The organism is Varibaculum sp. C0165D1 (assembly GCF_056590355.1).
In genome coordinates, this window is record NZ_JBWPVY010000001.1 from 69,144 (window position 1) to 83,111 (window position 13,968).

Sequence of the window (13,968 nt, forward strand, 5' to 3'; positions counted from 1 at the left end):
GCTAATACGGGCAGTAACTGCCGATAAGGGGAGATTAAGACAGTTAATTGCCGATAATTTTTAGGGTAGATCCTTTATTTTTACTGGGAATAACTTCGATCTGATCAGCGATTTCACTACGCAGGGAAGCTACGTGAGAAATTAATCCTACAGTTCTGCCGGAGGTAGAAGTTTTCTTCAAAGCCTGCATTACCTGGGTCCGTTTGCTGTCATCAAGAGTGCCAAAGCCCTCATCGATAAACATAGAGGAGATTTCTACTCCGCCGGCCTCGGCGGTTACCACTTCGGATAAACCCAAAGCTAAAGACAAAGAACAATAAAATAGCTCCCCGCCCGACAGGGCAGAAATCTCGCGTGCCTTATCGGAAAAATTATCGGTAACCGCTAAAGATAAAGCTTGGTTCCTCCGGCGAGAGGACTCGGTGTCCGTGCGAGAAAGCAGGTAACGGCCTTCCGAAATCCCCGCTAAATAAGGATTCGCGGCATTTAGGACTTCCTCAAAGCGATCCAGCAACACCCAGGTCGCCAGGGGCGCCTTTAGCGCAGAACCTTCTTCACCCCTCGCAAGATTAGCGAAAGTAATCAGCATAGAGGTGTCTCGAATTGACTCTAAATAACGGGTGGTAGCTGCCTGCAGGTCACTTACCGTCATCTCCACTGTCTTTAGCTGTTCGTTAACCGTGGCTAGCTCCTCTTGCAGCTTTTGAAAAATTTCTGCTTGGGTGGCAGCCTGGGTCGCTAATGCCTCTAAATCCGGCAGTACGAAGTCCTCTCTCCTTACCTTTTCTATCCGTTCAGACTTCAGCTTGACCTGATTGGCCTTTAAAGCATCATCCCAGGTTTGCACCACCATCTTTAAGTTCTGGTATTGATCTTCTGGTAGTAGCGCGGCTTGAGCTGCTTGGGGAGTGGAGAAGTGCTCTGCCTGCAAAGCCTTCTCTAAACGTTCCTGCGCCTGTGTCAGGCTACTTAAGGCTTCTTTAGTGTTTCGCAGCGCCTTTAGGAGTAAAACAAGTTTTTCTTGCTGACTACTAAGAGCGTGTTGGCGAGCCACCAGGTTGCTCGATTGCCCCGAAGTAGCAATCTCTGCTTTAATCTCGCGAATCTGTCCCAGCGCGTTCGCCGCCTTATTTCTTGCAAGTTTTGCGTCATTAACAGACCTTTGCACCGAGTCTCGATATTTCTGGGCTTGTTTTTCTAGCTCTGCTAGCTGCTTGCGCTCGGTCTTAAGTTCTTCGGCCTGCTTTCGGAAGTATTCGACGCGACTCTCAATGGCCTGCGCATTTCCGGGCCAGCCTTCGCGCAGTCGCTTGATTTCAGCGCGCAGACGGTTGCGTTCACTTATTATCTGTTGGCGTTTTTCCTTTAGCTTAGTTTTGGCGCTAGTTAGCTGATTCCTGAGCTTAGTTAACTGGCTAAGGGAGCGTTTACCGCTAGCAATCCCGTGCGCAGGTTCAGGGTGCGAGACGGATCCACAAACCGGGCAAGGAGCGTCAGTTTCTAGGCGGGAAGCCAATAGGATCGCCGAATCGACAAAAAACCCGTGCTCGTATTCAGCGGTTGCCGCCCTCGCCTTCTCCACCTCTTGCTCTAAAACAGGAAGTGTTCTTACCTCGCCTTGAAAACGCTTAAAATCCTGCAGAAAGTGGGTGCGTTCCCCCTCGTACTGGCGCAATTCCAACTGTTTTTTCCGTGCCGGCTCGAAATACTTTTGCTCTCCTTCTAAGCGAGCCTGTCGCCCTCGCAGCGCTTTCAGATTCGGCAGTAACTGCGCAAACTCTTTGGCGGATTCGGCTGCCGCTTTAGAATATTTAAGGTAACTGTTCCAGGCTTGTTTCGCGTCGCTGCCCAGAATCTCGAGTTTTTTCTCCCGTTCTATTAGCGGCGCCAAAACCCCTAGCTCTTTAGAGTTTTTTTCCCGCAGATTTGTCACCTTTTCTTCTAGGCGATCTAGCGAGGCGCTATCTTGCGGTAGCTGCCAGGTATCAAAAGGGGGCGGGCAATCCTGCAGGATGCTTCGCATAGCCGCTTGAGCGTTAGTTAGGTTTTTCTGGTAGCGCTGTTTTTCCTTTATTTCCAAGTCAACTCGTTTTGCCCGTTCATGGAGCGCTATTTTTTCCCGATCAGATTTGATAGTTTCCTGGCGCTCCCGAAGCTGTTTTTCTTCCGCTAATAGGCGAGTGAGTTCCTTAAAATCTTCGGATAAAGTTTTTGCTTCTTCCTTCTTTTCCAGGGCAACTCGGTACTTTTCTCTGGCAGTTTTTAGCCGGCGAGAATGTTCCCCAATCCATTCGCTAGATTGGGCGGGAGGTAAAAGATAGTAAGGCTCCCAGGATTTGATTAAATCTTCGTCTAAAACTGCTGGTAAAGCAGCGAGGGTATCGCGCAAAGTGTCTAACTCGCTGCGGGAACTGCCAACAGATTTCGCCAAGTTATTCCAATTTTCAGTAAAAATCTTCAGCTTGCTGACGATTGTCACCGAGTCTGTTTTCGCACTGGTTTGCGCTTGGCGGGCTCGCTCAATAAATTCCTTTTGCATCCGCTCGAAAATCTGGGTGCCAAAGATCTGTTGCAAAATCTCTTGCCGCTCATCCGAAGAGGCCCGCAGGAACCGGGAAAAAGCTCCTTGTGGCAATATTACGGTTTGCAGGAACTGGGATTTAGTTAGCGGCAGGATTTTGCTTGCGAGCTCCTCATTTACGGTTCTAGGTTGAGAGGCGATCGCGTCGCCGGGATCGGCATCCTCACTGCTTAGACGCCACAAACTGGCCTCCGCCGCCTGGGAGGTGGTGCCCGAACCGCGCCGCTTGGGACGATCATATTTCGGGGTGCGCCAGACTCGATAAAGTTGTCCCCGCGCCTCAAAATCTAGTTGCACCCAGCTGATCTGATCGTCACCAGCATAGTCGGAACGCAGACGGCTTTTAGAAGAGTTAGATTCTAAGGCCACATCGTTATAGAGGGCGAAAACAATCGCATCCAAAATCGTAGATTTACCAGAACCAGTGGGGCCGTGAATCAAAAACACCCCGGATCCGGTACCGAGCTTAGTGAAATCAATAGTTTCTTTGCCCCCAAAAGAGCCCACGGCCTCAAAGCTTAGTTTTAAAATTCGCATTTAACTTTCCCCACGCACCTGCTCGTAAACCTGTTCTACCAGCTTATTTTCTTCATCATTAAGTTCTTTGCCGAGGCGGGCTTGCCGAAAGAAGTCCTTGGCGAGTGCCTCGGGTCGATACCTATTTACCCGCAGGGCGCGGCGCTGATCCGCGACGTCTGTTTGAGAAACTTCGTGCAATATGGCGAGGACTTTCGGGAAACGCTGCTTTAACTTGGTGACCATAAAATTAGGGCGTTCGCGGTCAGTAACTGTAATTTCCAACCAATACCGAGTGAAATCCTCGTAAGAAGGGCTAGAAAGCAAGTTTTCAAACGTATCCTTGATGCGTCCTACTGGCCGGAAAATCGGGGTAGGCACTAGTTGGGGATCTAAATCCGGGGCAGCAGTATCTAAAAGCACCACCGATTTTGGGGTGTGGCATTCCGAAAAAGAGAAAGTTATTGGCGAGCCACTATAGCGTCCCGCCGAACTTTCAGTATGCAATTTTTGCGGTACGTGTAAATGCCCCAGGGCCAAATAATCGGGAGCCGGTAAGTCGGGAGAGGAATCGGTATCGGTATTCCCGTAGCGTTCAAAAACCTGGAGAGGAACCGATTGCACAGTACCGACAGTGATATCGCGTTCGCTATCACTGGCAGCGCCTCCCACTGCGAAAGCATGTGCCATGATGATGGTGCGGTTAGCTGCAGGTAGTAGGCGCTGCGCTTTGCCAACGCGGCGCATCGCCGCCGCTACTACCGCTTCATGAGAACGGGGCAGGCGCGGGGGCAGATCCTCATCGGCAGAATCATCTGTTCTTTCTGTATCTCCTGCAGAAAGCGGCCCGTCATAGAGACTGGTACGCACCATATCGGGGTTCAGATAGGGGAGCCCCCAAACCCGCACGGTTTCGTCGGCTGTCGAGATTTCTACCGGACAGGAAATATCGGCTAGGGAAGTACGTAAATGCAAGTTGCCGCGCACATAGGGAGCCAGGAACCCTAGTCTTTCCGCGGAATCGTGATTGCCGGGAGTTAATATCACTGCGGTTAGCTCGGTCAATTCCGCTAGCGCCTGGGAAACAATCTCTAGGGATTCCAACGAGGGAATCGCGCGATCAAAAACATCCCCGGAAACCATCACTGCTTGAACGTTTTCCTCCCGAACCAGCTGCGTTAGGAAAGCGAAAAATTGGCGATGAGCGGCAGACAAATCTTCCCCATAGAGAGTACGCCCCACATGCCAATCAGAGGTGTGGATTAACTTCATATCAGCAGTCTATTTACCAGCTGTCGAAATAAAGTGTCTTTCAGGTGCGATATGTTTGAAGATAGTAAGACTTCCAGGAGGCGAGGGGATGGAATCGGATTCACTGTTTTCGCCGGGTAAACCGGCGTTGATTGTTCCGCTTACCGGCAAGAATCAGATTGAACTGCGCGGTCAGATTTCCCGCATTCCCCGGGTAGCTGACCTGGTGGAATGGCGTCTTGACCTGCTGCGTGACTACCGCAACCCCACCTACTTGCGTGAAATAGTGGGTCAGGTGGCTCCCGCCATCAAACTGCCTTGGCTAGCGACTTGTCGCAGCGCGGCGCAGGGGGGAGGATCCCGGATGGGGCCCACTCATCAGCTAGAAACCATGAAGATGCTGGTAAAGGCGGGAGCTAGCGCCCTCGATATTGAGGACGATTTTTCCTTTGCTACCCCCGCCTTGGAATATGCGCATGCGCAGGGGGTAGTGAGCGTACTGTCCCGCCACTATTTTGCGGTTGAAGAAGCCCGAAAAATGGATCGGGAACGTATCTATAACTGGCTGGAAGCTGCCCATGAACGGGGAGCCCAGGTGGCCAAACTTGCCCTGACTATTAGCAGTGGGCAGCACCTTTTAGAAGCATTTTCTGCGATGGAAAACTACTATAAAGACACTGCCGGTAAACGCCGGTTTATGGTGCTGGGAATGGGAACTCCGGGCACCGCTAGCCGCCTAGTTGGCGGAGTTTTTGGTAACTGCGCCACTTTTGCGGCGCTCCCGGGATCTGCACCTAGCGCCCCGGGACAAGTAGCTGCCGCCTTGCAAGCAGAAGTACTATCCACCCTAGGAAAGGAAGAATCATAAAATGCGGAATATTGGTGAGGACGTAGCGCTGCTGCTAGAAATTGCAGACCAGGTGGACCGGTATACGTTAGAACATTTTAGCCAGCGCGACTATCAGGTGTATGAGAAAGCAGATCTGACCCCAGTATCTGATATTGACCGGGGTGCCGAACAGATGATTCGCGAGGCACTGGCAGCTGCCCGCCCTGATGACTCGATTTATGGGGAAGAATACGGGGGGAGCGCCGCTGAAGGTACCCAAGCCCGCTGGATTATCGATCCTATTGACGGCACCAAAAACTTTGTGCGGGGAGTGCCGGTTTGGGCAACTCTGATCGGCTTGGAGCTTTCCGGGGAAATGGTGGCTTCAGTCGTTAGTGCCCCGGCATTGGCTCGTCGCTGGTGGGCAGGGCGAGGTTTGGGATCTTGGCGTTCTTTTAACGGTGGGGAGCCGCAAGCTAACAAAGTATCTAAAATATCGGAGCTAAAAGATGCTTCTTTTAGCTATTCTTCTTTGTCGGGTTGGGAAGAACACGGCAGTCTCCAAGCATTTTTAGAGCTGACCCGGAAAGTTTGGCGAACCCGTGCCTATGGGGATTTTTATTCCTATATGTTGGTGGCAGAAGGCGTAGTCGACGCGGCCGCCGAACCGGAATTGGAAGTCTACGATATGGCGGCGCTAGTGCCAATCGTAGAGGAGGCTGGAGGTCGTTTCACCTCTTTGCAAGGGAAAAAAGGATGTGTCGGCCGCGACGCACTAGCGACTAACTCCCACCTACACCAACGGATTTTGGCTATGTTGGGAGGCAAGTAGACGCCGGAAGGACTCCACTCGCCGCGCCCGCGCCGGATCGGTTTCTGCGAGTACGCTTAACTGACATCCCGGAGAGGATGCTAAGTGGGGGCATAGTTTCGGACAGGCGGTGGCGACCTCGGAAAGATCGGGGAAGGCCGCTAACAGATTCTCTTCACTAATATGAGCCAGGCCGAAAGAACGAATCCCGGGAGTATCAATCAACCAGCCATCCCGGAAGGGCTCCGCGATAACCGAGGTGGAGGTGTGTCGCCCGCGCCCGGTTACCTGGTTAACTTGCCCGGTGCTCCGCTCGGCTTCAGGAATCAGGGCATTCATTAGCGAAGATTTTCCTACCCCGGAGTGTCCCACCATTACAGTTACCCGCCCGGCAAGTAAATCGGCTGCCTGAGATACGCCTTCTCCGCTGGTTAAGCTGGTAACTACGCTCGTAACTTTCAGGGGCCGAAAAAGCTCCAACAGCGGCTCCGGAGAAGTCAGATCCGATTTAGTGACCAGTAGCAAAGGCTTGATTCCAGAGCAATAGGCGGCAACTAACAGGCGATCAATCATTCCTGGGCGCGGCAGCGGATCGGCACAGGCTGTGCAAATCGCCATTTGATCTGCGTTAGCTACCATCGGTTTTTCTTTAGCTCCCGGGCTATCTTCAGCAGAGCGAGTTAGCACGGTTTTGCGCGGTAAAACTTCCACAATTCGCGCTAAAGATCCGCTTTTACCGCTTAAATCTCCGGTCACCCGCACCTGGTCGCCGACCACGATCCCGCGGCGTCCCAGGGAACGGGCTTTCACCCCTACCAGAGTGGTTTGCCCCATCTGCACGTGAATGCGTCCCCGATCTACCGCGAATACGAATGCGGTGGGACTCGTAGAATAATCTACCTGCTTTTTCGAGCGACGCGGCTTAGAGCGGGCGGGACGAACTCTAACTCGAGGATCGTCAGTTCCGATATCACGCCGAGCCATCAGCACCGGCCAACATAGCATTCCAAGTAGTAGTGAAGTCCGGGAAGGTTTTACTGACGCACTCCATATCTTCTACCTGTACCCCGGGTACCCGCAATCCGATCAGGGCAGCAAACATTGCCATGCGATGATCACCATAGGTTTGAACTACCCCCGCATGTAAGAGTCCGGGAGAAATATTTAAGGTAGTCTCAGTGGATTTAGCCTTCCCGCCCAGGCGTTTTATTTCAGTTTCGAGGGCGAGTAAACGGTCAGTTTCATGCCCGCGTAAATGTCCGATCCCAGTGATTTTTGAAGGTTCGACCGCCAACGCACACAGAGCGGCTAAGGTTGGTGTCAATTCCCCCACGGCTTCTAAGTCACATTGGGTCCCGCCGATTACTCCACTGCCTTGGCACACCAGGGTGCCTTCCGCAGAGCGGTAAATCCGCGCCCCCATGGGAGTAAGCAGCTGCCGCCAGGCGTCCCCAGCTTGGAAAGTTTTTGCGGGCCAATCGGGGATACTAACTTGTCCTCCACAGATCAACGCCGCTGCCAGGAACGGTCCGGCGTTAGTTAAATCTGGCTCAATGTGGCGTTCACCTCCGCGCAAATGGCCTGGGCTACAGCGCCAAAGATGTCGAATCTGGCGAGTATTCCAATCCCCGGATTCTCCACCAAGATTTTCGATTTGTCCGCCGCAAGCGTTTACCTCTGCAACGGTCATTTCCACATGGCGGATAGAAGGCAATACTGAGTCGACCTCTATCTGCAGTTCAAAAGGTAGTGCCGGCGAGATCAGTAGCAGGGCCGAGACGAATTGGGAAGAGGCGGAGGCATCCACCTGCAAGTGCTGTAGCTGGTCACCGGCAGTGACTTGTCCGCTGATAGTAAAAGGCAAATGTCCCGGTTTTGGCATGTCGCTAAACTTGGCGCCCAGCTGAGTGAGAGCGTCCAGAAGCCCTTTCATGGGGCGCGCGCTGGCAGCCTCATCCCCTTCGAACCGTACCGGCTGCCCGCTCAGCAGTGCCACCGGCGGTAAAAAGCGCATCACCGTGCCCGCAAGACCGCACTCTACGACTCCAGTTCGAGGACGTAGGGTAGCAGGGGGAGTGATTAAGAGTCCGCCGGATTGTTCTTCTACCTGGGCGCCGAACTCTTCGATCCCGGCAATCATCAATTCGGTGTCCCGACAGCGCAAGGGATTAGCTAGGAAAGTTGGTTCTTTAGCAAGTAGCGCTAACACTAGGGCACGGGCAGTTAAAGACTTAGAGGGAGGCAGGGAGATTACCGCATTTAGCGGGCCACTTTTAACGGGGGCGTTCCAAACACTCAAGGCTTAGTCCTGTTTAGCGGGGAAAATTTCGGAGGTAAGACCGGCGTGTAGGGCAAGGCCTTGGGCAATCCTGAAGGTATCAACTTTTCCTTGCTGCCAGCCATTGACAATGGTAGCTGCTCCGTTGGCAAGTACTAAAGCACTGGTAGCTAGGGGAGAGCGGCGGGTGGTAGCCATTCGTAAAGCCAAAACGGTTACTGCCACCCCGCAGACCTTAGCAATAGTTTTTAGATCACTCATCTGCAGGGGAGGGAGGCCGTTCTTTTCCATCACCTCTAGGTGATGCTGGGCCAGGCGCGCATGCTTTTCACTGTTACGTACCGCGTCGATCCCTTCAAGAATCAAAGGCGCCGCAATGAGCGCACGAGAAAGTGAATACCTATTAGCCATGTCTCTATTGTTACCTAAGCAGCTGGCTATTTCTAGCTTCTGGGAGTTTTATTACCCAAACTAGAAGCGCTGAAACCAGGCTAGAATAGAGTTAATGGATACTGAGACCTTGCCCCGAGACCGGATGGATATTGCCGTGCCTCCGGAAATGACAGCCTCCTCCCAGGGGCCGACAGGCGCGGACAAGCCGGAAGCACCGAACGCTTCCCGGTTGGCAACTGCGGGAGGCAATGACTCCTTGGCGGCAGAGCGCTTTAGCGAGGAAGCATTGCCGCTGCTAGATCAGCTTTACGCGGGAGCATTACGCCTTACCCGTAAGCCTGCAGATGCGGAAGATTTGGTCCAAGACACCTATATGCAGGCTTTTCGCAAGTTTGATCAATATCAAGCGGGTACTAATCTCAAAGCCTGGATGTACCGGATCATGACTAACACCTTCTTGAACCAGTACCGTTTAAAGACTCGTCGCCCGCAAGAGGACGGCTCAGGCGAAATTTCTGATCAGGCTCAGGTAGCACACTCGTTGCATCATGCAGAGGGTATGCCCTCTGCGGAAACTACTGCTTTGGAACGACTGCCTAATGAAACTATCCAGGCGGCCTTTGACAAGCTTTCAGATGAGCATCGCACCGTAGTGTATCTGGCGGATGTCGAACAGTTCAGCTATAAGGAAATATCGCAAATTCTAGGCATTCCGCTAGGTACCGTAATGTCTAGACTCCATCGGGGACGCAGCCAGCTACGAGAAGAACTTTCTGAATATGCCCGCGAGTACGGAATCGGGGTGAAGTAATGAACGAGCAACCATGTGAGCGTGATCTTTTTAGGCGGGCCACGGAAGAGTCCCGTGAACTTAGCGAAGAGGAAGCCCTCCATATCGCCCAATGCCCGTGTTGTCGGAAAATACTCGAGGGCGAGGCCTCCGATATCGCCTATTTTCTACGGCGGTGTCTGTGCCATGAAACCCCGGCTCCTTTAACTTTGAGAACCCGGATTGTGAAAAGCCTGGCGGTATATAGGCAATCAGACGGGACGGAAGTGTCTTCTTATCGGGAAGAACGGTTTAGTGAAGATTGCTAGAAAATACGCTAGCTATTTTTGAGTGAGGATGAAACGCGTCTCTTTGGCCCTAGCTGTAGGGCATCAGTTTCCGAAAATGTGGGTGATGTGTAAAACTAGGGACGTTGATTTTTATTTGGGAAGGTGTAAAAGATGTCTAAACGTGGACGTAAACGTAAAAGCCGCCGTACCAGTGCCGCTAACCACGGCAAACGGCCTAACTGCTAAGAACAGCATTTAGATACCGTTAGATGCAAGCGGTAAAAGTTTTGGGGGGTGGTGACTAAAAGTCACCACCCCCCAAAGCTTTTTTAGTATCGAACTAGGAGAAAGCCTTCTCCATCAACTCGGCATTTTCGGCTTTATGCAACTTGGCGTTACCAGCTGCCGGGGAGGCGGCTTCACCGCGCGAAACCACCTGCAATCCCTTGCCGATCGCTCCCGGAAGATGCAAAGCTATGAACGGCCAGGCACCTTGATTTTCCGGTTCATCTTGTACCCAGGTAAGCGGCAAATCACCCCAAGTGTCCAAGACTTCCTTTAACTCCATTACCGGCAGCGGATACAGCTGCTCTAGGCGAACAATCGCGGTATCGAAGCGTTCCCGCTTTGCCCGCTCTTTCACTAGGTCGTAGTAGATGCGACCGGTACACAGAATTACTCGCGAAGGCTGGCTGACCCGCTCATCAACTTCGCCAATCACCGGCTGGAACTGTCCAGAAATGAAGTCCTCTACCGGAGAAGCCGCTGCCGCTAGACGCAACAGTTGTTTCGGTTCAAAGGCGATTAGCGGTTTGCGAGGACGCCGGTAAGCGTGAGTACGCAGCATATGGAAGTTATTCGCCGGATTTGAGGGCTGACAAACCCACATATTGTCTTGCGCGCAGAGCTGCAGGTAGCGCTCAATACGTGCCGAGGAGTGGTCAGGACCTTGACCCTCATAGCCGTGCGGCAAGAGCATTACCACGCCCGAACGTTCATTCCACTTTTGGAAGGAAGAAGAAACGAACTCGTCGGTAACTGCTTGACCACAGTTAGCAAAATCCCCGAACTGCGCTTCCCACAAAACCAAGGTTTCCGGAGACTCTACCGAATAGCCGTACTCGAAAGCGAGGGGGGCATATTCGGAAAGCGGAGAGTTGTAGACCCTGAAATTTGCCTGATCTTCGGTGAGGAAGTTCAGCGGCGTCCATTCGCGACCATTCTGGTAATCATGAATTACTGCGTGGCGGTGGGAGAAGGTGCCGCGGCGAGAATCCTGTCCGCCCAGACGCACATTGGTGCCTTCCATCAGCAAGGAGCCATAGGCAAGCATTTCGCCCATGCCCCAGTCAATCTTGCCTTCCCGCGACATGGTTTCCCGCTTTTGCAGTACTTTCATAATCTTGGGGTGGGGAGTGAAGTGCTCGGGTATCCGCACCTGGGAATCCCCGATCCTCTCTACCTCTTCGCGGGTTATAGCGGAAGTCCAGCCAATCATCATCCCTTGCCCGGGCTGCTGCGAGGCAGGCATTACCCAGCGAGTATCTCCGCCAGGGTTAGTGGTGTCATCATGCTCGGCGGCATCGAACTCTTTCTTTTCCCGAGTTTCTTGGAAAATCTTGTTTAGATCATCGTGGTATTCCTGTAGCGCCTCTGCCGCTTTTTCCTCGCTCAGTTCTCCCCGTCCAATCAGGTTACGGGTGTAGACCTCCCGAGTAGTAGGCAGGCGATCAATCAGAGAATAGAGCACCGGTTGAGTCATCGAGGGGTCATCGCCCTCGTTGTGTCCGCGCCGGCGGTAGCAGACCATATCGATAATGACGTCCTTGTGGAACTCTTGCCTAAAGTCAAAGGCCAGCTTCGCTACTTTCACCACGGCTTGCGGGAAATCCCCATTAACGTGGAAAATCGGAACCTGCAGGCCCTTAGCCAAGTCGGTGCAGTACCGGGTGGAACGCCCCGAAGTCGGACCGGTAGTAAAGCCAATCTGGTTATTGACAATAATGTGTACGGTGCCTCCAGTGCGGTATCCACGCAACTGGGACATATTCAGGGTTTCTTGCACCACGCCCTCGCCGATAAAGGCAGCATCACCGTGGATTAGAATCGGCATCACTAGACTTTCCGCCTCTTTACCCCCGCCTAGGCGATCCTGCTTGGCGCGGGTGATCCCCTCGGTAACCCCATCTGCCGCCTCCAGGTGGGAGGGGTTAGCGGTGAGGGATATTAGCACGCCCTCGCCCTCCTCGGCAGAATAAACACCCTCGGTGCCCAGGTGGTATTTCACGTCGCCAGAACCCTGGGTGGAGTTCGGATCCAGATAGCCTTCAAATTCGGAGAAAATCTGGCCATAGGACTTACCCGCCACATTTGAGAGCACATTTAAGCGCCCGCGGTGCGCCATCCCGATGGTGATATCTTTTAGTCCCTCATGGGAAGCGTTGTAGAGCATATTGTCTAGCAGCGGAATCAGTGATTCTGCGCCCTCTAGGGAGAAACGTTTTTGTCCCACATACTTGGTCTGCAAGAAAGTCTCGAAAGCTTCTGCATGGTTCAGCATACTGAGCACGTGCATTTGTTCCTGTTTAGACAGCTTCTTCGCGGGCTTCTCGATGCGGTTTTGTACCCAACGGCGCTGGACCGGATCTTGAATATGCATATATTCAATCCCGATAGCCTGGGTGTAGGTGGCGCGCAGATGCTCTAGCAGGTCTCGCAAGTTCATAGTGTCGCGGCCAGCGAATCCTCCCGTCGGGAAGACTCGATCCAAATCCCATACGCTGAGCCCGTAGGAGCCGATCGAAAGATCGGGGTGGCGGCGCAGGATTTGCTGTAGGGGATCGGTATTGGCGGCGAGGTGTCCGCGGGAACGGTAGGCGTGAATCAGTTCGGCAATCCGGGCGGGTTTGCCTTTTTCGGTTATCTGGTCATAGCTGAAATCTCGCTCCCATTGGTAGGGCTCGTGGGCGACCCCTAAGGTGGAGAATACCCGCTCATAGAATCCGTCGTGACCAGCTATTTTCTGTTCGACAATCCGCAGGAACTCCCCGGATCCGGCGCCTTGAATCACGCGGTGGTCGTAGGTGGAAGTCATGGTCATAACTTGGCCAACGCCCGCATTGGCCAGTTGCGAGGGGGATGCCCCCGCCCATTCCGCGGGGAAAGAGGTAGCGCCTACCCCAATAATTGCCCCTTGCCCGGTCATCAAGCGCGGAACCGAATGTTTGGTTCCCAAGGTGCCCGGGTTGGTTAGAGTAACCGTGCCACCCGCAAAATCGGCGGGTTTTAATTCGCCCGCGCGCGCCCTCTTAACCAGGTCCTCGTAGGCATCAATGAACTGCTTGAAGTTCAAAGTGTCGGCATCGTGCACTACGGGGACCATTAGTGAGCGGGAGCCATCATCTTTGGGTAGATCAATCGCCAATCCAAAGCCCACGTGCGCAAACTTGCGGATACAGTCCCGTCCGTCCTCGTCCTTTTCGAAGCGAACATTCATGGATGGCATTTCTACTAACGCTTCAATAATCGCATAGCCAATTAGGTGGGTGAATGAAACCTTACCGCCGGTGGTCGCTGCCAAATGAGTGTTAATGACCTTACGGTTCTCGATCAGCAGTTTGGCAGGAATCTCTCGTGCAGAAGTAGCGGTAGGAATCTGTAGAGATTCATTCATATTCTTAACTACCGCTTTAGCTACCCCACGTAGCCTCTCTACTACGTCTTCTTCCCCGCCCGGGCCTCCCGGACCGAGATCAAGTACCGTTTGCCGTGCCACATAGGGAGAAGTAGGCTCGGAGGCCGCTACCGGAGGGGCCGGCGGCAAATCAGAACGGGTTACATCCCTACCGCTAATGGCTGACCCGGTGGGGGTTACTTTATGAACTTCCTTCTCTTGGGGTTCCGGTTCTTTTATCTGCGCATTCCGAGCCTCCAAAGCGGAGAAATATTCTCGCCAATCCTCGGGAACCGACAGGGGGTCGGCGCAGTATTTGTCATAGAGTTCATCGATGATCTCCTGGTTGATCGGGCTTACCGATTGGTCCATTTGATCTTCCGAATTGGGCATGGCGCTTCCTTTTTTCAAAGCCGACAACGTATCCATTAAGATATTAAGCCTATTTAGTCCGAAAGTCCTAGCGTTTCTCTTGATATTAAGAGAGTTTATGTAGGCTTTACTAATGTTGGTACATTGCTATTAAAATAGCTTACGAATTGCCTACTTGAAGAGGTGTTTTTGGTATGCCCTACCC

General features: G+C 52.9%; 11 protein-coding genes. 5 read left to right on the top strand and 6 right to left on the bottom strand.

Annotated features, from left to right (window positions below; all coding sequences use genetic code 11):
* Nucleotides 1-43: 43 nt before the first annotated feature.
* On the bottom strand, nt 44-3,118 hold the full coding sequence (locus AC1EKS_RS00335) for an AAA family ATPase (RefSeq protein WP_481008283.1): 3,075 nt from the start codon (nt 3,116-3,118) through the stop codon (nt 44-46).
* Nucleotides 3,119-4,369 (bottom strand): exonuclease SbcCD subunit D, encoded by a 1,251-nt coding sequence (locus tag AC1EKS_RS00340; RefSeq protein ID WP_481008284.1) that lies wholly within the window; start codon nt 4,367-4,369, stop codon nt 3,119-3,121.
* Between the two features lie 88 nt (nt 4,370-4,457).
* On the opposite strand from AC1EKS_RS00340, the gene AC1EKS_RS00345 reads away from it, so the two are divergent.
* Entirely contained in the window at nt 4,458-5,216 is a 759-nt protein-coding gene (locus AC1EKS_RS00345; RefSeq protein WP_481008285.1) for a type I 3-dehydroquinate dehydratase, read from the top strand.
* Nucleotide 5,217: 1 nt separating this feature from the next.
* Nucleotides 5,218-6,009 carry a histidinol-phosphatase gene (gene hisN / locus AC1EKS_RS00350; protein WP_481008286.1) on the top strand — a complete coding sequence of 264 codons (792 nt, stop codon included), beginning with the start codon at nt 5,218-5,220 and terminating at the stop codon, nt 6,007-6,009.
* On the opposite strand, the gene rsgA is transcribed toward hisN, so the two are convergent.
* The 3 genes from rsgA to AC1EKS_RS00365 are packed head-to-tail and all read right to left on the bottom strand — an operon-like array spanning nt 5,971 to nt 8,677.
* Complete coding sequence (rsgA, locus tag AC1EKS_RS00355; protein WP_481008287.1) at nt 5,971-6,993, bottom strand: ribosome small subunit-dependent GTPase A; 1,023 nt, start codon at nt 6,991-6,993, stop codon at nt 5,971-5,973. The genes hisN and rsgA overlap by 39 nt on opposite strands.
* Nucleotides 6,959-8,287, bottom strand: coding sequence for a 3-phosphoshikimate 1-carboxyvinyltransferase (aroA, locus tag AC1EKS_RS00360; protein WP_481008288.1), 1,329 nt, complete (start codon nt 8,285-8,287; stop codon nt 6,959-6,961). The genes rsgA and aroA overlap by 35 nt, the downstream gene beginning before the upstream one ends.
* Before the next feature lie 3 nt (nt 8,288-8,290).
* Nucleotides 8,291-8,677, bottom strand: coding sequence for a hypothetical protein (locus tag AC1EKS_RS00365; protein ID WP_481008289.1), 387 nt, complete (start codon nt 8,675-8,677; stop codon nt 8,291-8,293).
* Nucleotides 8,678-8,771: 94 nt separating this feature from the next.
* Here AC1EKS_RS00365 and AC1EKS_RS00370 point away from each other — a divergent pair, with 94 nt between their 5' ends.
* The 3 genes from AC1EKS_RS00370 (at nt 8,772) to AC1EKS_RS00380 (ending at nt 9,964) form a co-directional block, all read left to right on the top strand.
* Nucleotides 8,772-9,470 carry a sigma-70 family RNA polymerase sigma factor gene (locus tag AC1EKS_RS00370; RefSeq protein ID WP_481008290.1) on the top strand — a complete coding sequence of 233 codons (699 nt, stop codon included), beginning with the start codon at nt 8,772-8,774 and terminating at the stop codon, nt 9,468-9,470.
* Entirely contained in the window at nt 9,470-9,757 is a 288-nt protein-coding gene (locus AC1EKS_RS00375; RefSeq protein WP_481008291.1) for a hypothetical protein, read from the top strand. Before AC1EKS_RS00370 ends, AC1EKS_RS00375 begins: the two co-directional genes overlap by 1 nt.
* Before the next feature lie 132 nt (nt 9,758-9,889).
* Nucleotides 9,890-9,964 carry a 50S ribosomal protein bL37 gene (locus tag AC1EKS_RS00380; RefSeq protein ID WP_373277209.1) on the top strand — a complete coding sequence of 25 codons (75 nt, stop codon included), beginning with the start codon at nt 9,890-9,892 and terminating at the stop codon, nt 9,962-9,964.
* 94 nt (nt 9,965-10,058) lie between these two features.
* Here AC1EKS_RS00380 and AC1EKS_RS00385 read toward each other — a convergent pair whose 3' ends face one another.
* Nucleotides 10,059-13,784 (bottom strand): multifunctional oxoglutarate decarboxylase/oxoglutarate dehydrogenase thiamine pyrophosphate-binding subunit/dihydrolipoyllysine-residue succinyltransferase subunit, encoded by a 3,726-nt coding sequence (locus AC1EKS_RS00385; RefSeq protein WP_481008292.1) that lies wholly within the window; start codon nt 13,782-13,784, stop codon nt 10,059-10,061.
* Nucleotides 13,785-13,968: the final 184 nt, after the last annotated feature.

Excerpts from the sequence above, each read along its gene's own strand:
- AC1EKS_RS00345 (WP_481008285.1), top strand. The coding sequence starts at position 4,458 with ATGGAATCGGATTCACTGTTTTCGCCGGGTAAACCGGCGTTGATTGTT.
- AC1EKS_RS00340 (WP_481008284.1), bottom strand. The coding sequence starts at position 4,369 with ATGAAGTTAATCCACACCTCTGATTGGCATGTGGGGCGTACTCTCTAT.
- rsgA (WP_481008287.1), bottom strand. The coding sequence starts at position 6,993 with ATGCTATGTTGGCCGGTGCTGATGGCTCGGCGTGATATCGGAACTGAC.
- AC1EKS_RS00385 (WP_481008292.1), bottom strand. The coding sequence starts at position 13,784 with ATGCCCAATTCGGAAGATCAAATGGACCAATCGGTAAGCCCGATCAAC.
- hisN (WP_481008286.1), top strand. The coding sequence starts at position 5,218 with ATGCGGAATATTGGTGAGGACGTAGCGCTGCTGCTAGAAATTGCAGAC.
- AC1EKS_RS00375 (WP_481008291.1), top strand. The coding sequence starts at position 9,470 with ATGAACGAGCAACCATGTGAGCGTGATCTTTTTAGGCGGGCCACGGAA.
- AC1EKS_RS00370 (WP_481008290.1), top strand. The coding sequence starts at position 8,772 with ATGGATACTGAGACCTTGCCCCGAGACCGGATGGATATTGCCGTGCCT.
- AC1EKS_RS00335 (WP_481008283.1), bottom strand. The coding sequence starts at position 3,118 with ATGCGAATTTTAAAACTAAGCTTTGAGGCCGTGGGCTCTTTTGGGGGC.
- AC1EKS_RS00365 (WP_481008289.1), bottom strand. The coding sequence starts at position 8,677 with ATGGCTAATAGGTATTCACTTTCTCGTGCGCTCATTGCGGCGCCTTTG.